Source organism: Halomonas heilongjiangensis (genome assembly GCF_002879645.1).
Taxonomy (GTDB): Bacteria; Pseudomonadota; Gammaproteobacteria; order Pseudomonadales; family Halomonadaceae; genus Halomonas; species Halomonas heilongjiangensis.
In genome coordinates, this window is the sequence record NZ_PNRE01000010.1 from 20,464 (window position 1) to 40,668 (window position 20,205).

26 protein-coding genes and 1 pseudogene are annotated in these 20,205 nt (G+C 64.4%); 17 read left to right on the forward strand and 10 right to left on the reverse strand.

All coding sequences use genetic code 11. The annotated features are described in order from the left end of the window. Positions 1 to 82 precede the first annotated feature (82 nt). The 5 genes from C1H66_RS01650 (at position 83) to C1H66_RS01675 (ending at position 3,628) form a co-directional block, all read left to right on the forward strand. The gene (locus C1H66_RS01650) at positions 83 to 1,018 is read left to right on the forward strand and encodes a DUF808 domain-containing protein (RefSeq protein ID WP_102626184.1); all 936 of its coding nucleotides are present in this window, start codon (positions 83 to 85) and stop codon (positions 1,016 to 1,018) included. 280 nt (positions 1,019 to 1,298) lie between these two features. Continuing rightward, entirely contained in the window at positions 1,299 to 1,685 is a 387-nt protein-coding gene (locus C1H66_RS01660; protein ID WP_102626186.1) for an MAPEG family protein, read from the forward strand. Between the two features lie 136 nt (positions 1,686 to 1,821). Beyond that, positions 1,822 to 2,061: a dienelactone hydrolase family protein gene (locus tag C1H66_RS01665; RefSeq protein ID WP_205738618.1), complete on the forward strand. Its 240-nt coding sequence runs from the start codon at positions 1,822 to 1,824 to the stop codon at positions 2,059 to 2,061. Positions 2,062 to 2,126: 65 nt separating this feature from the next. Continuing rightward, positions 2,127 to 2,966 (forward strand): AraC family transcriptional regulator, encoded by an 840-nt coding sequence (locus C1H66_RS01670; protein WP_102626187.1) that lies wholly within the window; start codon positions 2,127 to 2,129, stop codon positions 2,964 to 2,966. A gap of 50 nt (positions 2,967 to 3,016) precedes the next feature. Further along, positions 3,017 to 3,628, forward strand: a complete 612-nt coding sequence (locus C1H66_RS01675) for a LysE family translocator (protein WP_240618181.1) — start codon at positions 3,017 to 3,019, stop codon at positions 3,626 to 3,628. Between the two features lie 42 nt (positions 3,629 to 3,670). Here the strand turns inward: C1H66_RS01675 and C1H66_RS01680 are convergent, their stop codons facing one another. Continuing rightward, positions 3,671 to 4,288 carry a LysE family translocator gene (locus C1H66_RS01680; protein WP_102626188.1) on the reverse strand — a complete coding sequence of 206 codons (618 nt, stop codon included), beginning with the start codon at positions 4,286 to 4,288 and terminating at the stop codon, positions 3,671 to 3,673. 44 nt (positions 4,289 to 4,332) lie between these two features. Here C1H66_RS01680 and C1H66_RS01685 point away from each other — a divergent pair, with 44 nt between their 5' ends. Together C1H66_RS01685 and C1H66_RS01690 are read left to right on the forward strand one after the other, a co-directional pair. Next, the gene (locus C1H66_RS01685) at positions 4,333 to 4,788 is read left to right on the forward strand and encodes a nitroreductase family protein (protein ID WP_276308815.1); all 456 of its coding nucleotides are present in this window, start codon (positions 4,333 to 4,335) and stop codon (positions 4,786 to 4,788) included. Between the two features lie 135 nt (positions 4,789 to 4,923). Further along, positions 4,924 to 5,775 carry a DUF6920 family protein gene (locus C1H66_RS01690; protein ID WP_102626189.1) on the forward strand — a complete coding sequence of 284 codons (852 nt, stop codon included), beginning with the start codon at positions 4,924 to 4,926 and terminating at the stop codon, positions 5,773 to 5,775. Positions 5,776 to 5,884: 109 nt separating this feature from the next. Here C1H66_RS01690 and C1H66_RS01695 read toward each other — a convergent pair whose 3' ends face one another. After that, positions 5,885 to 6,106 (reverse strand): hypothetical protein, encoded by a 222-nt coding sequence (locus C1H66_RS01695; RefSeq protein WP_102626190.1) that lies wholly within the window; start codon positions 6,104 to 6,106, stop codon positions 5,885 to 5,887. Between the two features lie 266 nt (positions 6,107 to 6,372). On the opposite strand from C1H66_RS01695, the gene C1H66_RS01700 reads away from it, so the two are divergent. From C1H66_RS01700 to C1H66_RS01725, 6 genes are all read left to right on the forward strand, one after another. Continuing rightward, a complete protein-coding gene (locus C1H66_RS01700) occupies positions 6,373 to 6,969 on the forward strand; it encodes a TetR/AcrR family transcriptional regulator (RefSeq protein WP_102626191.1) in 597 nt (198 codons plus the stop codon). 37 nt (positions 6,970 to 7,006) lie between these two features. Continuing rightward, the gene (locus C1H66_RS01705) at positions 7,007 to 8,215 is read left to right on the forward strand and encodes an Acg family FMN-binding oxidoreductase (protein WP_146010675.1); all 1,209 of its coding nucleotides are present in this window, start codon (positions 7,007 to 7,009) and stop codon (positions 8,213 to 8,215) included. Further along, positions 8,212 to 8,565, forward strand: a complete 354-nt coding sequence (locus C1H66_RS01710; protein ID WP_102626193.1) for a hypothetical protein — start codon at positions 8,212 to 8,214, stop codon at positions 8,563 to 8,565. Before C1H66_RS01705 ends, C1H66_RS01710 begins: the two co-directional genes overlap by 4 nt. A gap of 69 nt (positions 8,566 to 8,634) precedes the next feature. Next, a complete protein-coding gene (locus C1H66_RS01715; protein ID WP_102626194.1) occupies positions 8,635 to 9,624 on the forward strand; it encodes an alpha/beta fold hydrolase in 990 nt (329 codons plus the stop codon). Beyond that, positions 9,614 to 10,645 carry an Acg family FMN-binding oxidoreductase gene (locus C1H66_RS01720; protein ID WP_102626195.1) on the forward strand — a complete coding sequence of 344 codons (1,032 nt, stop codon included), beginning with the start codon at positions 9,614 to 9,616 and terminating at the stop codon, positions 10,643 to 10,645. Before C1H66_RS01715 ends, C1H66_RS01720 begins: the two co-directional genes overlap by 11 nt. Positions 10,646 to 10,705: 60 nt before the next feature. Next, positions 10,706 to 11,281 carry a nucleoside deaminase gene (locus C1H66_RS01725; protein ID WP_102626196.1) on the forward strand — a complete coding sequence of 192 codons (576 nt, stop codon included), beginning with the start codon at positions 10,706 to 10,708 and terminating at the stop codon, positions 11,279 to 11,281. A 128-nt stretch (positions 11,282 to 11,409) separates the two neighbouring features. Here the strand turns inward: C1H66_RS01725 and C1H66_RS01730 are convergent, their stop codons facing one another. From C1H66_RS01730 to C1H66_RS01750, 5 genes are all read right to left on the reverse strand, one after another. After that, the gene (locus C1H66_RS01730) at positions 11,410 to 12,717 is read right to left on the reverse strand and encodes a TRAP transporter large permease (RefSeq protein WP_102626197.1); all 1,308 of its coding nucleotides are present in this window, start codon (positions 12,715 to 12,717) and stop codon (positions 11,410 to 11,412) included. Continuing rightward, on the reverse strand, positions 12,717 to 13,256 hold the full coding sequence (locus C1H66_RS01735) for a TRAP transporter small permease (RefSeq protein WP_102626198.1): 540 nt from the start codon (positions 13,254 to 13,256) through the stop codon (positions 12,717 to 12,719). Before C1H66_RS01735 ends, C1H66_RS01730 begins: the two co-directional genes overlap by 1 nt. 70 nt (positions 13,257 to 13,326) lie before the next feature. Further along, positions 13,327 to 14,307, reverse strand: coding sequence for a TRAP transporter substrate-binding protein (locus C1H66_RS01740; RefSeq protein WP_181423477.1), 981 nt, complete (start codon positions 14,305 to 14,307; stop codon positions 13,327 to 13,329). A gap of 87 nt (positions 14,308 to 14,394) precedes the next feature. Further along, positions 14,395 to 15,927, reverse strand: coding sequence for a class I adenylate-forming enzyme family protein (locus C1H66_RS01745; RefSeq protein ID WP_102626200.1), 1,533 nt, complete (start codon positions 15,925 to 15,927; stop codon positions 14,395 to 14,397). A 17-nt stretch (positions 15,928 to 15,944) separates the two neighbouring features. Next, positions 15,945 to 16,706: an enoyl-CoA hydratase/isomerase family protein gene (locus tag C1H66_RS01750; RefSeq protein ID WP_102626201.1), complete on the reverse strand. Its 762-nt coding sequence runs from the start codon at positions 16,704 to 16,706 to the stop codon at positions 15,945 to 15,947. A gap of 157 nt (positions 16,707 to 16,863) precedes the next feature. On the opposite strand from C1H66_RS01750, the gene C1H66_RS01755 reads away from it, so the two are divergent. The 3 genes from C1H66_RS01755 (at position 16,864) to C1H66_RS01770 (ending at position 18,770) form a co-directional block, all read left to right on the forward strand. Then, the gene (locus C1H66_RS01755; RefSeq protein WP_146010676.1) at positions 16,864 to 17,634 is read left to right on the forward strand and encodes an IclR family transcriptional regulator; all 771 of its coding nucleotides are present in this window, start codon (positions 16,864 to 16,866) and stop codon (positions 17,632 to 17,634) included. A 74-nt stretch (positions 17,635 to 17,708) separates the two neighbouring features. Then, positions 17,709 to 17,939 (forward strand): GFA family protein, encoded by a 231-nt coding sequence (locus C1H66_RS01760; RefSeq protein ID WP_240618182.1) that lies wholly within the window; start codon positions 17,709 to 17,711, stop codon positions 17,937 to 17,939. Between the two features lie 348 nt (positions 17,940 to 18,287). After that, positions 18,288 to 18,770, forward strand: coding sequence for a metallophosphoesterase family protein (locus C1H66_RS01770; RefSeq protein ID WP_102626203.1), 483 nt, complete (start codon positions 18,288 to 18,290; stop codon positions 18,768 to 18,770). 27 nt (positions 18,771 to 18,797) lie between these two features. On the opposite strand, the gene C1H66_RS23580 is transcribed toward C1H66_RS01770, so the two are convergent. The 3 genes from C1H66_RS23580 to C1H66_RS01780 all read right to left on the reverse strand — a co-directional run bounded on the left by C1H66_RS23580 (position 18,798) and on the right by C1H66_RS01780 (position 19,687). After that, entirely contained in the window at positions 18,798 to 19,028 is a 231-nt protein-coding gene (locus tag C1H66_RS23580) for a sll1863 family stress response protein (RefSeq protein WP_479723834.1), read from the reverse strand. Positions 19,029 to 19,107: 79 nt separating this feature from the next. Further along, positions 19,108 to 19,278 (reverse strand): hypothetical protein, encoded by a 171-nt coding sequence (locus C1H66_RS22775; protein ID WP_170064071.1) that lies wholly within the window; start codon positions 19,276 to 19,278, stop codon positions 19,108 to 19,110. Between the two features lie 52 nt (positions 19,279 to 19,330). Beyond that, positions 19,331 to 19,687 carry a hypothetical protein gene (locus C1H66_RS01780; RefSeq protein WP_102626204.1) on the reverse strand — a complete coding sequence of 119 codons (357 nt, stop codon included), beginning with the start codon at positions 19,685 to 19,687 and terminating at the stop codon, positions 19,331 to 19,333. A 160-nt stretch (positions 19,688 to 19,847) separates the two neighbouring features. On the opposite strand from C1H66_RS01780, the pseudogene C1H66_RS22780 reads away from it, so the two are divergent. After that, a pseudogene (locus C1H66_RS22780) lies at positions 19,848 to 20,205 on the forward strand (hypothetical protein); the annotation flags it as partial.

Consider the following 20,205-nt stretch of genomic DNA (forward strand, 5'->3'; position numbering starts at 1 on the left):
CAGTACGCCGATTATGCCATGCTGCGCTTGTGGCGAAGGGAGACCATCGCCAGTCCCCCCTTGGCGGAACAGGAAGCCAGCCGTGGCCGGTGCAAGCCTACTGACACTGATCGATGATATCGCGACGATCCTCGACGATGTGTCGTTGATGACCAAGGTGGCGGTCAAGAAGACCGCCGGAGTGCTCGGCGACGACCTGGCGCTGAACGCCCAGCAGGTCAGCGGGGTGAAGGCCGACCGCGAACTGCCGGTGGTGTGGGCGGTGGCCAGGGGCTCGCTGCGCAACAAGGCGATCCTGGTGCCGGCGGCGCTGCTGATCAGCGCCATCGCCCCCTGGGCCGTGACGCCGCTGCTGATGCTGGGGGGCGCCTTCCTGTGCTTCGAAGGCGCGGAAAAGCTCTTCCATGCCTTTACCCACGACGAGGCCGAATCGGCGCAGGAGCATGAGCGGCTGGTGCGGACCCTGTCCGATCCGGATGCCGATGTGGTGGCGCTCGAGCAGGACAAGATCAAGGGCGCGGTGCGTACCGACTTCATCCTCTCGGCGGAGATCATCGCCATCACCCTGGGCAGCGTGGCCGGTGCGCCCTTCCCGCAGCAGGTCGCGGTGCTGGTGGGCATCGCCCTGATCATGACCGTTGGCGTCTATGGCCTGGTCGCCGGCATCGTCAAGCTCGACGACCTCGGCCTCTACCTCAGCCAGCGTAGCGCTGCGCCGGTGAAGGCCGTGGGCAGCGCCATCGTGCGGGTGGCGCCCTACCTGATGAAGTCGCTCTCGGTGATCGGCACCGCCGCCATGTTCATGGTCGGTGGCGGCATCCTGGCGCACGGGCTGCCCGCCGTGCATCACGGCGTCGAGGCGCTGGCTCACCTCGCGGCCGACCTGCCCAGCGCCGGCACGATCCTCGGGCCGCTCAGCGAAACGGCACTGAATGCCGTCATTGGCATGGTCGCCGGCGCCGCGGTGCTGGCCGGGGTCAAGGCCTTCGGTATGCTCAGGCGGCGCCGCCAGGCGTGATCGCTTGCTGGCTGACGCACGAACGGTGCCCAGGCAGGCGCGTTTATTGACTCGCACGCGCAGATGCGCTCATCTGGACAACTGAGCGTGCCATCTGATCACCGTTAGGCTTTGTTCGAAAACTGCCTGCGCTCGCCCATACGGCGTTAAAAATCAGCTTAAAATGCTCATTTACACCCACGTAAACTCCGCTTTTTCGCTGATTTTTGCCTTGTCTGGCCATCGCTCGCCGACTTTTCGGACAAAGCCTAGCCGCGGTACGACCCACAACGGAGTGGTAATGAACTACGTACACATCGTCGCGGTACTGGCGGTTCTTCAGTTCTTCCTGTTTGGCATTCTGGTTGGACGCGCCAGGGCAAAGTACGGAATCAAGGCGCCTGCCACTTCCGGCAACGAGCACTTTGAGCGTGCCTTTCGCGTACACATGAATACGCTAGAGCAACTGATCGGCTTTCTTCCCGCCTTGCTCATCGCTGGCCTGTATTGGCCAAACACGATCATCGCCGGCATTGGAGTGGTCTATCTGGTTGGCCGGTTTCTTTATCGGCAGCTGTATATTGCAGATCCTGCAAAACGCGGCCCCGGCTTTCTTCTGACAGTCATCCCTACCTTCACTCTCTTGGCCGCAGCGCTGGTTGGCGCAGCGACCAGGTTCGCGGCCTGACAATTCGTTCGAGCGATGCTGGACTTCCCCCAGAGGACTTGGGATCTTGGGTGAGATCCATTCTCAGGTGGCGGATGCCACATAGCCGAAGCGGCAGGCACCAGCTATCGTGGCGGTCGCGGACAGGAGGTCGAAAATGGCTGAGGTCATGTTGTTCCACCACGCGCAAGGGCTGACCCCTGGCGTCGTCGAGTTTGCCGACCGGCTACGCCGGTCTGGGCACATCGTCCACACGCCCGATCTCTTCGATGGCCACACCTTCGATGATCTCGAGAACGGCATGAGATTCGTCGAGCAACTCGGGTTTGGCGAGGTGATTGAGCGTGGGGAGCGGGCGGCTCACGGGCGAGATCCTCGCTGGCCGTTTCCGCAATAATGTCCAAGCCTGCGGCTGGGGGTTGGGCCTAAGCTATGCCTGAGTGGCGGTCAGGGAGGTGTGGCATGGCGAAACAGTCCAGTCGGTTCGACTACTCCAAGAGCCGGCATATTCCCGAGCTTACGGTCCTCCGGGCGGCGTTGAGCGATTTCAGCTACGACCGTCATGCCCACGAGGAGTACGCCTTCGGCGTCACCCTCGCCGGGCGGCAGGATTTCTTCAGCGGTGGGCAGTTTCACCGCAGCCCACCCGGCAACGTCATCCAGTTCAATCCCGAGCAGGTGCACGACGGCCACCCGGGCGGCGACAGCACGCTGGGGTATGTCATGGTCTACGTGCCTTCCGCCCAGCTCGAGGCACTGTTCGCCGATGCGGCAGGGTGCGAGCGCGCCGGCCGGTTCAGAGGCAGCGAAACCCTGCTGGCGGACCCCGAGCTGCGCCAGGCTATCCTGGAACTGGTGCACCTGATGACCCACCAGCAGGGCACTCGCATCGATCAGGAGCACGCCCTGCATCGAATGGCGACTCGTCTGGTGCAGCGAGCCGGCAAGTTCCAGCCGGGCGGCACGGTGAGCCGGCCCGATGCGCTGCTGCTGCGCGCCAAGGAGTACATTCTCGCGCATCCGGAGGCGGATCTCTCGCTGGACGCTATCAGTCAGGCCGCACACCTCTCGAAATACCACTTCCTGCGCCTGTTCCGTCAGCAGTTCGGCATCACGCCGCACCAGTACGTGCTCAGCTGCCGGGTCAATGCCGCGCGCAGCGCCCTGGAGGCCGGTGTGGTACCCAACGAGGTCGCCTTCCGCTATGGCTTTGCCGATCTCAGCCACTTCAACCGCCGCTTCAAGCGCATCTATGGCATGACGCCGTATCAGTACCAGCGCAGTATCACCGGCCGGCACTGAACCCAGGCCGCTCGGCCACACCTAACGCACTTCCTGTCGGAGAGACTCCCATGGAGATCGTCGCCTATGCCCTGGGCGTCATGTACACGCCTGGGCCCGTGAATCTGCTCGGCCTGAATGCGGGGCTCAACGGCCAGGCCAGAACCTCGCTCGGCTTCTTCCTCGGGGTGGGGCTGGCCATGTTGGTGCTGTTCGTGGTGTTCGGCTGGGCCGGTGCGGCCTGGGTGCGCGGCGATATGCTCGCCGTGGTGGGGGCGTTGGGGTGCGGGTATATCCTCTATCTCGCCATCAAGATCGCCCGGTCGAGCATCGACCTGGGCGCCGTACGGCAAGCGCCGCGTGTACTTCGCCTGCGCGATGGCCTGATCATGCAGCTCTGCAACCCCAAGGGCATGATCGCGACCCTGCCGATCGCGACGATCCAATTCCCCGCCGCCGGCATCCACGGCGTCAGCCTGCTGCTCTGGTCGCTGGGACTGGCCGTTCTGGCGGTCGGGGCGCCGGGTAGTTATGCGCTGATGGGCGCCGTTGCAGGGCGGCGGATCGAGAACCCGAGAATTCTCACGGGGTTCAGCCTCGCGATGTCGGTACTGCTGGCGGGCGTCTCCGTCTCGATCGGTTATGAGCACGTCTGGCTTCCTCTCGCGACCGGCGCAGGCTGATGGATCGTCATCTACCCCATCGGACACTCGACCGACTCGGGCTCACTCCCGTCGCGCCACCAGCAGGCCCACGCCGGCGCTCGCCAACAGGCTCGCGCAGGTGCGGTTGAACAGCCGGCGCATGGCGGAGCGCGAGAACCAGTGGCGCAGGAAGGCGCCGAAACAGGCATAGCCGGCGATGGCCACCCACTCGAGCGCCAGGAACAGGGCGCCCAGGATCAGGAACTGGACGGCGACATTGCCGCCTGGCGCGACGAACTGCGGGAGGAACGCCGTGAAGATCAGGATGGCCTTGGGATTGCCGGCGGCAAGCAGGAACTCCTGCCTGGCGAGGCCCCAGAGACCCAGCGGGCTGGTGGCCATGGCCTCGTCCCCACTCTCGGCGTTCCACAGCTGGAAGGCCAGCCAGAACAGGTAGCCGGCACCGAGCACCTTGATGACCAGGAACAGCTTCTCGGAGGTGTGGAGCACGGTCGCCAGGCCCGAGGCGGCGAGCGTGATCATCACCACGAAGGCCGCCAGACGGCCGATACCGGCCAGGCAGGCCATGCGCACGCCATAGCGCTTGGCGTTGCTCATGGACAGCAGGTTGTTGGGGCCCGGCGCCATGTTCAGGGCGAAGCAGGCCGGCACGAAGAACAGCAGGGTCATCGAGTCCATGTGGGCCACCTGAGTGGAGTGGTTCAGCGTTCGATTCTGCCGCAGTGGCCTCAGGCGGACAATCCAGGCCTGCGCCCCGAGTACCGTTCCCGCTGTCTGGCACCGCTCTGATGGCCCAGAACGTGGCGGTCGCCGCGGAATCCGAGGGGCTCGGCATCTGCTACATCGGCGGCATCCGCAACAACCCCCACGCCATCAGCGACCTGCTGCGCCTGCCGGAGCATGTCTACCCGGTGTTCGGCATGTGCCTCGGCTACCCGGCCGTTGATCCGGACATCAAGCCGCGCCTGGCGGTGGAGGCGATCCTCAAGGAGGATGTCTACACCGAGGACAGCGAGCAGGTGGCGGCCTTCGACGAGGCCATGCACACCTATTACGGCGAGCGCAGAGGCGGCCACAAGGACTCCGACTGGTCGAGGAACCTCACCCCGCTCTTCGACAGCAAGCTGCGCGCCCATATGCGCGACTTCCTGATCGAGCGCAGCTTCGAGATGAAGTGAGGCCACCCTTCGGCCCTCGGCGACGCGGCGCAGAAGCTACTCTGATGAGCGCGAGGGGGACACGACCCAGTGGGGCCAGGACTCGTGGCGGGGCCGGCGGGAATCGTCTTGTGGTGGCGAGGAGGCTGATGAGTGATGCAGTGGCTGTTGATCGGTAGCGGCGGCATCCTGGTAGCGGTTGCCATCGTGGTCCTGGCCGGACGGGCCCGCGACACGACACGGGCAAGGCGGATGGAAGCCGCACTCATCGAGAGCGCATCCCGGCCGGACAACGGGGCGGTCGATGCGGCATCACGCACCGAGCTTCCGGCCCCCGTTGCCCGCTACTTCAGGAACGTGCTGATGGATCAGCGAAGGGCAATCAAGACGGCGAGAATTCGACAGGCGGGGGTTCTGCGAACCAGTACGACAGCAGGCCGATGGTTGCCATTCACGGCAACCCAGCTCGTCGTGCCGCCCGCTGTCGGCTTTCTCTGGGATGCCCGGGTCGAGATGCCGTTGGCGACACACCTGCGTGTGCTTGACAGCTACATCGACGGCAGGGGGGCGGGGCGTGTCAGCCTGCTGTCTGCCGTGTCCGTCGCCTCGGCCGCCGATACCCCGGCGCTGAATTCGGGCGCCTTGCACCGCTATCTGGCCGAGGCCGTCTGGTGCCCCACCGCACTGTTGCCACGGTCCGGCGTCATGTGGAGCCCCATCGATGATCACACGGCAATGGCCACCATGACCGACCGGGGAACGACGGTGTCGTTGCAGTTTCGCTTCAATGATGCCGGCGAGGTGGTCGGGATCTACAGCCCCGGTCGCTTCGGACGATTCGATGGTGAATACCGTCGAGTCCCCTGGGAAGGGCACTTCCGGGACTATCAGGTCCAGGGGGGGATGCGCGTCCCAGGCTATGGTGAAGTAGGCTGGCACGACGGCGGGACCCTGCAGCTGATCTGGAAGGGTCGTATCACGGAGGTGCAGTATGAGCTTGAGCCATGAAGCGGTGGGTGGCACCTCGGGCGTGCCGGACCGGGCCCAGCAATTTCCGACAGAGCCGCAACGTTGCATGACCGCTGGATGGCCTCGGTTTTCAAGGAGTGAGAGGTCGTTAGATCACGGCGGCTCCAATGATCCGCCACTGCCAGAGCTGTAGGTTCACCAGAAGCAGGGCCAGCGCAAACAGGCTGAAATGCAGCCGCCGCCACAGTCCCCAGCCGAAGACGATCCAGGCGGGCCACAGCGCCATCAGCATGAGCAGGGTAACACCCGCCACCAGCCAGCCGGCATAGTGGAGCAGGAACATTCCGGTGTCCGGGTAGTGGTCGACCATGCGGCTCAGGTCGAAGTCCGAGACCCCATGTCCCCCACCGGCCAGTAGGCGCCGAGCAGCAGGCGTCGACAGTCCATCGCGTCACTCTCAGGGCGGGCCGTTCAGGCTGAGCTTACAACACGCCCGGCCACTATGCCGTCCCGGGCGGAGTCTTGCTTGACATGTCACCGGATGGTGACTTATAAAGTCACCTATAGGTGACATGCGAGGTGGTGCCTGTGTGCTCACAGGCGCCGACAGAGACGGACTGAAGCCAGGAGTGAACGATGGCGCGTGACAAGGAGCTGACCAGGCAGAGGCTGATCGAGGCGGTGGGCACGGCGCTCTCCGAGCAGGGCTTCCAGGGGCTCGGGGTGAACGCCGTGGCGCGGGCGGCGGGAGTCGACAAGGTGTTGATCTACCGCTACTTCGGCGGCCTGCCGGAGCTGCTTGAGGCATACGGCGAGAGTCAGGGGTTCTGGCCCAGTCGGGAGGAAGTGCTGGGCCGGGAGGTGGCGGTCGTCAAGGCGCTGCCCAAGGCCGAGCGGGTCGAGGCGGTGCTGCTGGGGCTACTCGACGCGCTGCGGCATCGGCCACAGACCATCGAGGTGCTGGCCTGGGAGGCGGTGCAGCAGAGCCCACTGACGCAGAGGCTGGCCGAGCGGCGCGAGGCCTGGAGCCGCCAGATCCTCGCCGAACTGTTCGACGATGCGGGCCCCGAGGACCGGTCGTTGTTGACTCTGGCCAGTCTGCTGGTGGCGGGCTTCCAGTATCTGTTGATCCGGGCGCGTCGAGGCACCGTGTACGGCGGTATCGCGCTGGATTCCGAGGTGGGTTGGGCCGAGGTGCGCGATGCCATTCGTAGGGCGTGTCATGCCGGCTGAAGCGAACTGACACGAGTGGCGGGAGGAGAGCGAGACGATGAACAGACGACAGTTTCTGGGTGGGGCGGGGGCTGTGACCCTATTGCTGATGGGGGGCGGTGTCTGGCGGGCCATGGATCAAGGTGTGTTCCGGGCAGCACAAGGCGATGCCTACACGCCCTGGCATGACTGGCGGGAGGCCGACGGCACGCCCCTGGCATTGGTCAAGGCGGGGATCCTTGCCGCCAACCCGCACAATACCCAGCCCTGGGCATTCCGGGTCAGCGAGGACCGCATCGCCCTCTATGCGGATCGGAGCCGCAACCTTGGCAGCTTCGATCCCTACCGGCGCGAGATGTATCTGGGGCTGGGCTGTGTGCTTGAGAACTTGCTGCAGGCAGCGGGCCCGAACGGCTATGCGGCGTCGCTCACCGTGGCGTCCGGCGACTTGTCGCTCGAACAGCCGCACGACGGGCTGGTTCAGGTGGCGGAACTGCGGCTCGCGCCGGCACCGGTCACTCGCCACTCGCTCTACGCTGCCATCGAGCGACGCCACACCCATCGTGGCCCTTATCGGGAGACCCGGCTCAGTGCGGCGCAGCGCGATGGCCTGCTGGCTCAGGTCGAAGGGGAGCGGGTCGGCATCCACCTGGTGGACGATCCCCAGGGGCTGGCTCGCCTCGGCGAGGTGGTGGTGCGGGCCACACGCGCGATCATCGACGACCACGTCATGGTCGCCGACAGCGAGCGCTGGTTCCGCCACTCCCGGCGCGAGATCGAGAGACATCGTGATGGCCCGACGCTGGATGCCGCCGGGCTCTCACCGGTGATGACCACGCTGGCCAAGATGCTGCCGCGTCCCGACGCCGAGACCAATCACCGCTACTGGCTCGAGGCGACCGAGAGGGTGCAGGTGGCCACGGCACCGGCCATGGGCCTGATCCTGGTCGACGACCTCTATGACATCGAACAGACCCTGGAAGCCGGGCGTAGCTGGCAGCGCCTGCATCTGTGGGCCACCACCCAGGGGCTGGCCATGCAGCCGCTCAATCAACCGGTGGAGCGGGTCGATCGCGAGGCGGAACTGGGCATTGCGCCGACTGCCCGGCGTGAGCTGGCGGCGCTGCTGCCCGGGGGCCGGCAACGCCCGACCTTCGCCTTCCGGGTGGGGATAGCCGAAACGTCGGTGCGGCCCAGCCCCCGGCGCAGCGTGGCCAGCACCTTGTTCGACGACGAGGGTCACGCGGCCGAGAGGGCAAACGCATGAAAGCCCTGACGCTCAAGGCCCTGGCGCTGTTCGGTGCGCTGATGCTTACGGTGATCCTCGTGGGGGTGGTCGCGGATATTCGCGGCTTCGACGAGACGCGGGGCGGTTACGAGCCGCCCTATACCGGCTTCACCGGGGAGTCCATCGACTGGCACCGGCTCGACCGTGGCCCGAATGGCTTCGTCAAGCGCGGCCATGTGATCGACGTGCTGGTCAACTGCGAGACCGGCATGATCAGCCTCTCGGTGTTTGGCCTCGAGCGGCAGTGGCGCCAAGTGTCGCCACGGGCCCTGGCGGTACATCAACCACGCGAGGCCTGCCAGCAGGCTGGCTATGTAACACGCTTCTGAGGCAGTGCCTACACTTCGGGAGTAGAGTGGCTACGCAGACGAGAGTCGCCTGACCGGCCGGAGGTGGCGATGGGAGGGATGGGCGTCGGGCGCGTGGCGGCGATCCTGATCGGCCTGGTGCTGGTCGTCTCGCTGGTGGTCGTCACGGCCTACTACCAGCGCGATATCCACCAGGCGCGGGAGCGCGTCGCCGTCGGTAGTCAGGTTGTCGAGACGCCCTGCGGGCCGATCGAGTATGCCGTCGCCGGTGAGGGAGTGCCGGTGCTGGTGGTGCACGGTGCCGGCGGAGGCTTCGATCAGGGCCTCGACGCTCTCGAGACCCTGGCCGGGGAGGGCCTGCAGCTCATCGCCATGTCGCGATTCGGCTATCTGCGCACCCCGCTCCCGCCGGATGCCTCCGCCGCCGCCCAGGCGGATGCGCACGCCTGTCTGCTCGATGCGCTGGAGATTCCGCGTGCCGCGATCGTCGGCGCTTCCGCCGGGGCGCCTTCATCGCTGCAGTTTGCGCTACGCCACCCGGAGCGCACCACGGCACTCGTGCTGCTGGTTCCCGCCGCCTATGTGCCTCGGCCCGGCAACGCCCCGCCGCTGGTGACGCCGCGTGGTACCGAGCTCCTGTTCGAGACGGCCCTGCGGTGGGACTTCCTGTTCTGGGTGGCCCCCAAGCTCGCCCGCGACACGGTATTGCGCGCGATCCTCGCCACCCCGCCGGAGGTAGTGGAGGTCGCCAGTACCGACGAACAGGCACGGGTGGCGAGGATGATGGAGCGTATCCTGCCCGTGAGCCCGCGCCGGGCGGGGTTGCTCAACGATGCGGCGGTCATCTCGACGCTGCCGCCCTACGCGCTGGAGCGTATCGACGTCCCGACGCTGATCATCAGCCTGGAGGATGACCTCTTTGGCACCTATGACGCGGCGCGCTACAGCGCGGAACAGATTCCCAACGCCCGCTTCATCGGCTATCCGCGCGGTGGGCATCTGTGGGTCGGGCACCACGCCGAGGTGATGGGCGACATCCGCGCTTTTCTCAGGCAAACAGGGGCGGCAGATGAACTATGAGCAGGCGGTGGAGAGTATCTGGCGGCATGCCGAAGGGGGAGTGACCAATGATGCCGCCCGGCTGAAGGAACTCGTTCGCTACGCCACCCTGGCCCCCTCCGGACACAACACCCAGTGCTGGCGGTTCCGGGTGGCAGACGGGGCCATCGGCATTCTGCCCGATCTCTCGCGGCGCACCCCGGTCGTCGACCCGGACGATCACCACCTCTACGTGTCGCTGGGATGCGCTGCCGAGAACCTGAGTCTGGCAGCCCGGGCGTTCGGCATGACGGGCGAGGTCACGTTCAGGCCCGAGGGGGACGGGGAACTCCTCATCACCCTGGATTCCTGTCGGGCAGAGGCCGCCCCACTCTTCGAGGCCATCCCCGCACGGCAGTGCACGCGCACCGACTACGACGGCTCGTCGCTTGCCGGCGAGGAGCTGCGCCTGCTCGAGGCCGCGGGAACCGGGCGTGGGGTAGCCGTCACCCTGCTGACCGAGCGCGAGGCCCTCGAGAAGGTGCTGGAGTATGTCGTTCAGGGCAACAGCCTGCAGGTCAACAACCCGGCGTTCCGGCACGAACTCGAGGACTGGATTCGCTTCGGTGATCGGGAAGCGGTCGAGGCCGGGGATGGGCTTTCCGCTCGGGTGATGGGCAATCCCCCGACCCCGCGTTGGCTGGGACGCTGGCTGTTTCGCGCCCTGTTTCGTGAAAGAGCCGAGAATGCCAGGGTGGCCCGCCAGATTCGCAGCTCCGCCGGGATCGCCGTGTTCGTGTCGGATGCCGATGACAGGGCGCACTGGGTGGAAGCCGGGCGCTGCTATCAGCGCTTTGCCTTGCAGGCGACGGTGCTCGGCATCCGCAATGCATTCGTGAACCAGCCGGTCGAGGAGGCGGGCGTCCGCCCGGCGTTCGCCAAGGCGTTGGGCCTGAGCGGCGGGCGGCCCGACCTGGTGGTGCGATTCGGGCGGGGGAAGGCGATGCCTCGTTCGCTGCGCCGGCCGATCGAGTCGGTCCTGATCCCGCCAGGCCCGTCATGACGCCGCCTGCGTCGAGGGTCTTCCCGGTACGCTTTCCCCCCACCACCAATCGGAGGCACCATGGAAACGCTGTTGAGTTCACGGACGGAGGTGACGGAGTCCGCACTGGCCGCCATCGCGCACATGCCGACCGCCAGTCTGCCGGTGCTGATGGACGAGGCGTTCGCCCAGCGGCTGACCGATGCCGACGTCATGCGGATCGCGGTGCTGCTGGCGCAGAAGAGCTACGACGAGGGCGGCTGCCCCATCGGCGCGGTGATCATCGACAACGCCACGCGGCGGATTCTCGGCAAGGGGCACAACACCCTGGTGCAGGAGAGTCACCCCTACAATCACGGGGAAACCTCCGCCATTCGCGATGCCGGCCGCCTCGATTTCAGCCGCACCACGCTCTTTACCTCCCTGAGCCCCTGCGACATCTGCGCGACGCTGCTCCACATGCGGGGCTTCGCCCGCGTGGTGGTGGGCGATGTCACCAACGCCTCGGGCAATGAACCCCTGCTGCGCGACAAGGGCATCCAGGTGGATATCCTGGAAGACCCGCGTGGCATCGAGCTGTATGCCCGCTTCCGTGCCGAGCGGCCCGAGCTCGATCGGGAAGACTGGCAAGGCGTGAGGGCCACGCGTGAGCCATGACGGTGGCTCGAGTGGCGTGAAGCCGGCGGGCGATGGGTAGGATAAGGGTTTCGGCGCGAGGATGAAGCGTACCCCACATTACACACGCCCCCAAATCGGGGGCGTGACGGTAACGGTCGCTATCGTGGTCACATCGTGGCTTCATTCATGTAGCCAGGCAGGAAGGTCGCCAGGCCGGGGAAGGCGATCAGCAACAGCGCCATGAACGCCATGATCAGGAACATCGGCGCCGCCGCCTTGGCGATGAAGCCAAGACTGTGGTTGGTCAAGCCCTTCATGACGAAGAGATTGAAGCCGACCGGGGGCGTTATCTGGGCCATCTCCACCATGACCAGAACGAAGATACCGAACCAGAGCAGATCGATGCCGGCCGCGTTGAGCATGGGCGTGACGACGGCCATGGTCAGCACCACCGCCGAGATGCCGTCGAGAAAGCAGCCCAGCACGATGTAGACGAGCATCAGTGCCACCAGCAGCATGAAGGGGGAGAGATCCAGCGACCCCACCCACTCGGCCAGGCCGCGCGGTAGCCCGGTGAAGCCCATGGCCAGCGTCAGGAACGAGGCGCCTGCCAGTATCAGGGCGATCATGCAGGAGGTCTTCGCTGCTCCCATCAGACTTGCCACCAGCGAGGAAAAGGTCAGGCTGCGCTGTATCGCGGCAAGCAACAGGGCGCCGACGACCCCGAGAGCGGCGGCTTCGGTCGCCGTAGCGAGGCCGGAGTACATCGAGCCGATCACGGTAATGATCAACAGCGCGACAGGAATCAGCAGACGCGATTCATAGAGGCGATGCTTCATCGTCATGGCCGGCTCTTTGACGATGTTGGGCTTCTTCAGGATGCCCCAGGCCACGACATACCCCATGAACAGCGCAGCCAATATCAGGCCAGGGAGTATCCCCGCGATAAAGAGCTTGGGGATGGACTGATTGGTAATCACCCCATAGACAATCATGGTCAGCGAAGGGGGAATCATCAGGCCGAGAGTGGAGGCGCCGGCCAGGGTTCCCACGCTCATGAAGTCGGAATAACCGCGTTTCTTGAGCTCCGGCATGGACATCTTGCCCACGGTGGTCAGCGTGGCGGCGGAAGAGCCCGAGACCGCGGCGAACAGGGTGCAGCCGATGACGTTGGTATGCATCAGCCGCCCAGGCAGCCAACTGAGCCAAGGGCTCAACCCGCGGAAGAGGCTTTCCGAAAGCCGCGTGCGGTACAGGATTTCTCCCATCCAGATGAACAGCGGAAGGGCCGTGAGCGTCCAACTCGTCGATGACGTCCACAGCGTGCTGTACATCGAGGCGCCGATCGGGCGGCCAGTGAAGAACGCGATGCACACGATGGCCACCCCGACCAGGGACAGGGCCACCCAGACGCCGGAGCCCAGCAGCAGGAAAAGGATGAGCAGAAGCGCAATGGCCAGTTCGGTGATGTCCATCAGAGACTCCTCACGGGATGGGTTCCGTGGTGGTTGGCGCCTGCGGAACGAAACAGCGCGGCCAGGGTGCGCACGAAATGATCGAGTATCGAGATCGTGAAGGCCGTGGAGCCGAGCGCGAGCAGCGACTGGGGGATCCAGAGCGGCATCGCATCCTGCCCTGATGAGACGTCGCCAAACCGATAGGACCAGTAGGCCGCATCGAAGGCGTGCCACGTGATGAAGCCGGCAATGCCGCCGGCGACCAGCAGGCACCACAGCTCGCCAATGGGACGAAAGCGCCCAAGCCGTTCCACCAGGAGACCGACGCGGATATGTCCGCCTTCGTGAAAGGTATAGGCCGCAGCAAGGAATGTGCTGGCGCCCATCAGATAGCCGGCGTAGTTGGTGGCGCCAGGCAGGGTCGTGCCGCTCCAGCGCAGCACCACCTGGGCGACGATCACGATCAGCATGATGAAAATGCATAGCGCGGCAAGATAGCCGAAGACGCGATAGAGCGTTTCCAGGCATCTGGCTGCACGAGAAGAGTAGGTGTTCATGGGAGCGACCCCTAGTTCAACCAGCCAAGCGGAGTCCCCATTCCTCGGAATGGGGACGTGAATCGTGCCGTCACTGCATGGCACGATATTCCTCTACCAGTTGCTGGCCTTGTGGACCGGCCTTCTCTAGCCACTCCTCCTGCATCGCTTCACCGATACGGTTGAATGCCGCCTGCAGCTCCTCGTTGGGCTGGTTGATCGCAACGCCCTTGTCGCTCAGGCGGTTCTTGAGTTCATCGGTGAGCTCCCTGGCCTGCTCCCCGCCGCGCTGCTCGGCTTCTGCGGCAATGGTCAAAACTTCCTGCCTCGTTTCCTCGTCGAGGGCCTCCCAGCGGTCCTTGTTGACGAAGACGTGGCTGAGTACGAGCCAAGCCTTGGCATCGTAGAAGTGGGGGAGGTAGTTCCACAGCTGGTGGTTGTAGACGGGGTCGCCGGAGGAAATCAGCGATTGCACCATGCCGGTGGCGGCTGCCTGCGAAAGCTCGGCTTCCTCGATCAGGGTCGGCGTCATGCCCATCAGTTCGGCAAAGCGTGCCGTCGCCGTATTATACGCTCGGAACTTGAGCCCTTCCGTATCCTCGGGCGACTCGATCTCGCGGTCGAAGAAGATGCCTTGCGGAGGCCAGGGAATGTGGTAGAGCAGCTGAAGGTTCTGCTCCGCCATCATCTCGTCCAGTGCCGGCTTGGTCACCTCCCATAGCTGTGCGGACTCTTCGAAGGAATCCGCCAGGAAAGGCACGGAGTCGATACCGTAGAGGATGTTCTCGTTCTGGTGAGCGGAAAGGACGTGGACGCCGATCTGTGCCTGGTCGCGCTGAACGGCGCGCTTGATCTGGTCGCCGGGGAACAGCGATCCGCTCGGGTGAACGCGTATGTCCAGCTCGCCATCGGTGGCCTCGCGCACCTGATCGGCGAACCAGCCGACGTTCTCGGTGATGTAGTTGTCCGACGGTTGCGGGGAAGGAAGGTCCCAGACTTCGGCGTGAGCCAGGCCGTTGACTGCCAGGGTCAATGAAGTAATGGCGACGGTCTTGCGCAGTACATGGACCATGCTGTTGGTCTCCTCTTTTCTAATTGTAGGAAGGGTGGTCGGGGCTTTTCTCTTGTCGTTATTGTCCATTTTTCCTCTGGTTCTTGGTCAATGAAGCCGTTGGCTATCCCAGGCTTCGTGTAGGGTCGTGGGCAGGCTGTGCTTGACGATGCGGTGGCTGGGAGTTCGCTCGAAATCATCCACGATGGCGAGATAGCGTGGGCACTGGTAGGAGGCCAGCCGTTCCTTCAGCCACAGGTGAAGCTCATGAAGCTCGATGTCACGATCGGCCTTCGGCTTCAGGAAGAGCTTGATCTCCTGCTCACCGATATCGGCGGCGACACCGATCATCGCGCACTCCTCGATATCGGGGTGCTGCTGGGTGACCGACTCCACTTCCCAGGCCGAGACGTTCTCGCCCCGACAGCGCACGCTATCGGTAATGCGCCCGAGAAAGTAGAGAAAGCCATCCGAATCGAGCCAGCCGCGGTCGCCGGTTTGCAGCATGCCGTTTGCCAGCGTCTTCTCCGTTGCCTCGGCGTTTTGGAAGTAGCCATCGAACAGCACGCCAGGCTGCGTTTCGCGGACCACCACTTGGCCTGGCTCGCCTGTGGGTACCGGGCGGCCGTGGTCATCGTGAATGGCGATGTCCAGCCAGGGAACGGCGCGGCCTACCGACCCTGGCTTTCCTTCGGCATTGAAGGTGGTCAGGCTCGAGGCTTCCGTCATCCCATAGCATTCGCGGATCTCGAAGCCGAAGCGGTCCTGCAGGGTCGACCAGATGTCGCTGGGACACCCACCTCCCCAGGCGATACGCACGTTGTGCGTGGTCTCCAACTCGCTGGGCGGTTGCTTCAGCAGAATCTGCAGGACACCGCCCAGGTAATGGATGTGGGTCGCGCCGCTGGCGTTGACCTGCTCCCAGAAGCGGCTGGCGCTGAAGCGCTCGGTCAGGCTGAGTCGCACGTCGAAGAACAGCGGCAGCAATAGCATCTGGGCGCCGCCGATATGATAGAAGGGCTCCCACTGGAAGAAGACATCGCCCGGCTTGATCGAGCAGAGCAGCTCGACGCTCTTCAGGGCGTAGGCCATCATCGCGTGAGTGACGCGTACTCCCTTTGGCTTGCCCGTGGTGCCGGAGGTGTACATCAAGGCGTATAGCTCCGACATGGCAGGCGCCGGTGCATCCAGCCTCTCCTTGCCTTCCAGATGCTCGGAGATCGTGTCTTCCGCACCTCCCAGCAGTAGCACCTTGCCTTTGAAGGCCGCCCCGCTATCGACAACGACCGGCCACAGGTCGGCATCGGTGAACAGGACCGCGGGGTCGCAATGCTCGAGGATGTACTTCAATCCATTGCCGCGCTGGCGAGCATTGACCGGCACCCAGACGATACCGGCCTTGGCCAGTGCGAACAGGATAGCGATGGCCTCGGGGCCGTTGTGCATCATGACCGCGGCACGCTCGCCGGGGCGAATACCCAACTCCCCGCGAAGGTAGGCGGCGAGCGCCTCGGCCTGACGGTCGAGCTCGCCGAACGTCAGGGGGCGTTGATCGAAGCTCCCGAACAAGCGCTCCGGCTCGCGCGTTGCGATATCGCGCAGTGCGAGAATGAAACTGGGGTCGTTGAGGTTGAATATCATAGTTGTCAGATCTCGATTCAACCATTTCGGCGCTCGAGGAAGAGCTCCATCATGCGTGCCGGTTCGCCCGAGGCGTAGGCCTCGCCCTGGATGCGAACCCCCGCCTCGAGGCAGTCGCGGAAGCCGGGCTCGGTGATCTCCTTGAAGCGCTGACGATCCAGACGCATCGCAACGGGCGGTTTATCGGCGAGCTCTTCACCCAGCGCCAGCGCTTCCGGCAGGACCTGGTCGGCCGCGACCAGCCGGTTGATCAAGCCGAGGGCATGCGACTCGTCGGCATTCATCAGGCGGCCGCTCAGGGTCAGGTCGATGGTGCGAGCGAGCCCCAGGTGTTCGCGCATGATCCAGGGGCCGGTGGTGCTGGCGATACCCGAATTGATTTCGGGCTGCCCCATGCGGACATCGGCATGGGCGATGCGGAAGTCGCACAGCAGGGCCACCTGGAAGGCCGAACCGGCCGCCACTCCGTTGAGCGCGGCAATGATGGGCTTGGGGCTGCTGCGCAGCTTGCCGTAGAGCGTCTCCCACTCTCCCACCCAGCTTTTGGCCCGCTCCGCGTCGAAGGACCGGGTCTCATTGAGGTCCTGGCCGGCACTGAAGGCTCGTTCGCCCGCACCGGTCAGCACGATGGCGCCGAGCGAATCGTCGTTGGTGAACTCCTCGAGTGCGGCGATGAGTTGCTGGCGCATCTCGCTGTGCCAGGCGTTAAGGACTTCGGGGCGATTCAGGGTGATGACGCCTACACGGCCTTGCTTGTTGGTGAGGATGTGTTCGGACATGATTGCCTCTCGGTTGTTTGTGTCTTTGTGATTGCAATGCGATCAGTCATGATCTACATTTAATCAATGTAGTTGAATAGCGAGCGTTGTAAAACCCAAAATCGACACAAGAAGCGACTTTTCTTGCGAAAAGATCCGACTAGGAAGGGGTAAGGCGTTGAGCGAAAAAGAAAAAGTGGACCGCTTGATGGTCAAGAGCGTGGTGAAGGCGTTTCGGATCCTCGAGGTCTTCGATGCCGAGCATCCGGCGATGAGCGTCAAGCAGCTGGCGGAACGCTGCGACATGGACCGCAGTGCGGCGCAGCGCTTCGTGCACACGTTGACGCAGCTAGGCTACCTGCAGCGCAACGAGGAGACGCAGCTGATCGAGCCCAGCGTGCGCACGCTGGATATCGCCGCGCACTACCTCCATGCGCACCCACTGGTCGACAAGGTACGCCCCTACCTGCTGAACCTGAGCAAGGAGACGGAAGGTTCGGTCAGCCTGACGATTCTGGACGGGCAAGACGTGGTGTATCTCTCCCGCTTGCTGAGCCGCAACATGCTGGATACCGACATCACCATCGGCTCGCGCCTTCCGGCATTCTGCACGGCCCCGGGGCTGGCGATGCTGTCTCAGCTGGCAGAGCAAGAGGCTGTGGAGATTCTGGAGCGGACGCAGCGAAAGGCCTACACACCGAGTACCGTGCATGAGGTGCCTGAGATCATGGAGCGCTTGGCCCGATTCAGGCGCCAGGGATATGCGCTGTCGGTAGAGGAGTATTTTCTCTCCGACATCTCGATCGCGGTACCGGTCCTGGATAGGCACAACCGACCGCGAGCGGCTGTCAGCATCTCGATGTCCCGGGTGCGGAGCATGCCCGAGGAACTGGAGCAGAATCTCTCGGATCTGCTGATCGCCACGGCACGCCAATTGTCGAGGCTGTAGCGGCTGCCGAGTCTGCCAACGTCGCGGCACCTATACGCTCGGGCGACTTCCGCATTACTCATGTCGCGGAATATCTGAAGGAGTATCGCACCACGCCGAACAAGGCCCGGGTATTCTGCTCGGAGTGCGGCAGCCCGCTCTATAGCGATCGCGACGATCTTCCCGAGGCCAAGCGGCTGCGGCTGGGTACCCTGGATAGCTGGTGTCGTCCAAGGCGGAGTGGTTCGATCTCACCGATGAGCTGCCCAAGTTTCCCGAGTTTGCGCACTGAATTAGCAGCGCATACGGCTCCAGCGTTGGCCTGACCGAGGCTTGCACCGCAAGGGCGTGATAGCAAGCGCGGTCTCGAGATGAGGTGGTGCCACCGTTAAAGACGCCTCAGGAAATGAGCTGAAGTATGGGCTATCAATGTACAGGCTCAAGAACGGGCGCTTTGAACTCGATTGGTTCAAGTGAACGTAAGGGCAGGCGGTCTCAATGACCAAGTCTCCCCACGAATTTCTCGATGATGGCGGCATGTGCGCCGGATGAAGGCGCCGAGGCCCGTCCCTATGGGGGGCAGCTCCTGAGGGATCGTTTTCAGCCAAGATGTAGTGAACGGCAACACCAGACTGACCCGCCGGCCTCCGGAAGCACCGAGTGAGGAGATTGCCATGCCTGCCATCACCACCGAGCTGCCGATCGGCGTCATCAGTGATACCCACGGGCTGCTGCGCCCCGAGGCGCTCACCCTGCTCGAGGGCTGCGGGCTGATCCTGCACCTGGGCGACGTGGGCAGCCGGGACGAGGACGCCGCCATCCTCGAGCGGCTGGCCGACCTGGCCCCGGTGGCGGCGGTGCGTGGCAATATCGACACCGCGTCCTGGGCCGAGGCGCTGCCGATGACGCGGGACCTCACCGTCAACGGCTGGTGCCTGCACCTGGTGCATAACCTGCAGGAGTTCGATCCCGCCACCTGCTGCGACGCCGTGCTCCATGGTCACTCCCACAAGCCGCGCCACGAATGGCAGGATGGTCGGCTGCTGTTCAACCCCGGCGCGGCCGGCAAGCGCCGCTTCCGCCTGCCCATCACCCTGGGCCGGCTCTGGGCCGACGAGCGCGGCCTGCGCGGCGCCATCCTGCATCTGCCGTTGTGAGCCCCATGCGACCCGCCGGGCGATGGATCACTTGAAACGGGAGCGAGCGGACTTGAAGGACTCGCTCACCGAGTCCCGGGCGCGCTCGACGCCGTCCTTGAGATCCTGCCCGGCATCATCGCTGGCTCTCTGCAGCTCGGCCAGCTTCTGTCTGGCTTCGTTGCGCTGCGACTCGAGCCTGTCGATCTCCTCTGATACTCGATCCGGGCCTCGGCACCCTTGGCACGAGCCTTCAGCTTGTCCAGATCGGCCTGCCACTCGTCCAGTGATCTTACCCAGCAAAAGCGAGACGGCGACCAGGGTCGCCGCCTCGAAGTCAGTGCCGATGGCCCCGCTCTCAACGATCTACTTCCCGTTCCTGCAGGTCGGCAGCGGCGGCATCGGCGTCTTCGCGAGTCTTGTGCACCGACACGATGGCATTCCGATGCAAGTCCACGACCTCCCACTCCTCCGGGTGGGACTTGTCCGGATGCGTGTAGATGGCGCGTACTTCATATCGCTGTTCCATGGCACCCTCCTGACGTTGAATGGGTACCTACCAGTTTAGCGCTACGACCCTGTCAAAGGGCGTGCCAATCGGCAGCGCCTCGCTCGTTCAGTAACCACGACCCCAGCCCGGCGACGGCGAGTCCCAGGGTAGCGAAGAGCATGAAAGGTGGTGACATGGCCTTCGGCCCCGACAGCCGAGCGCTGGCCGCGGCACTGGTGGGCTTCACGGCCGAAACGGGCAGCCTGGCTCGAGCCAACGACTCTCCGAGAAAAGCGGCACGGTTCACAACGCGTAAACAACGGACGCCTATGTGTGCCGTCGTACAGATGGTCAGGATGAAATTACCGATAATGAATACATCTGACCAGAAGGCGAAAGCGCTCCATATCGACCCTTTCACGAGAAAGCGCTGCTCGACAAGGATCACTCTCCCTTCCTGGTCAGAACCATTCCCAATCACAGCTGGCGCACTGGCTAGCCCGCCTGGAAGTCCTCAATCACCTACAGCGTGAAGAAAGCCGCGCTGGCACCGTTGATTTCAGACAACCGTCATCATGCCCGGGCAGTGCTGATTCAGGAGAACCGATATGAAACTTCGCATGCGCCTTTTCAGGAAGCCCGCGGTGATTCTGGCCTCGCTGTCATTGATGAGCCCGGGCGTTGCCCAGGCGACCCTGTCGTCGGCTACCGACTCAGAGATCCTTACGCTCGCTCAAGTTGCTGAATCTACTGATAAAACAGAGGAAGAGCTCCTCGCCGAACAGCAGGCCGAGGCCGACGCCCTGGCCGAGCAGCAGGCCATCGAGCAGGCCGAGGCATACGCCCTGGCCGAGCAGCAGGCCACCGAGCAGGCCGAGGCCGACGCCCTGGCCGAGCAGCAGGCCACCGAGCAGGCCGAGGCCGATGCCCTGGCCGAGCAGCAGGCCACCGAGCAGGCCGAGGCCG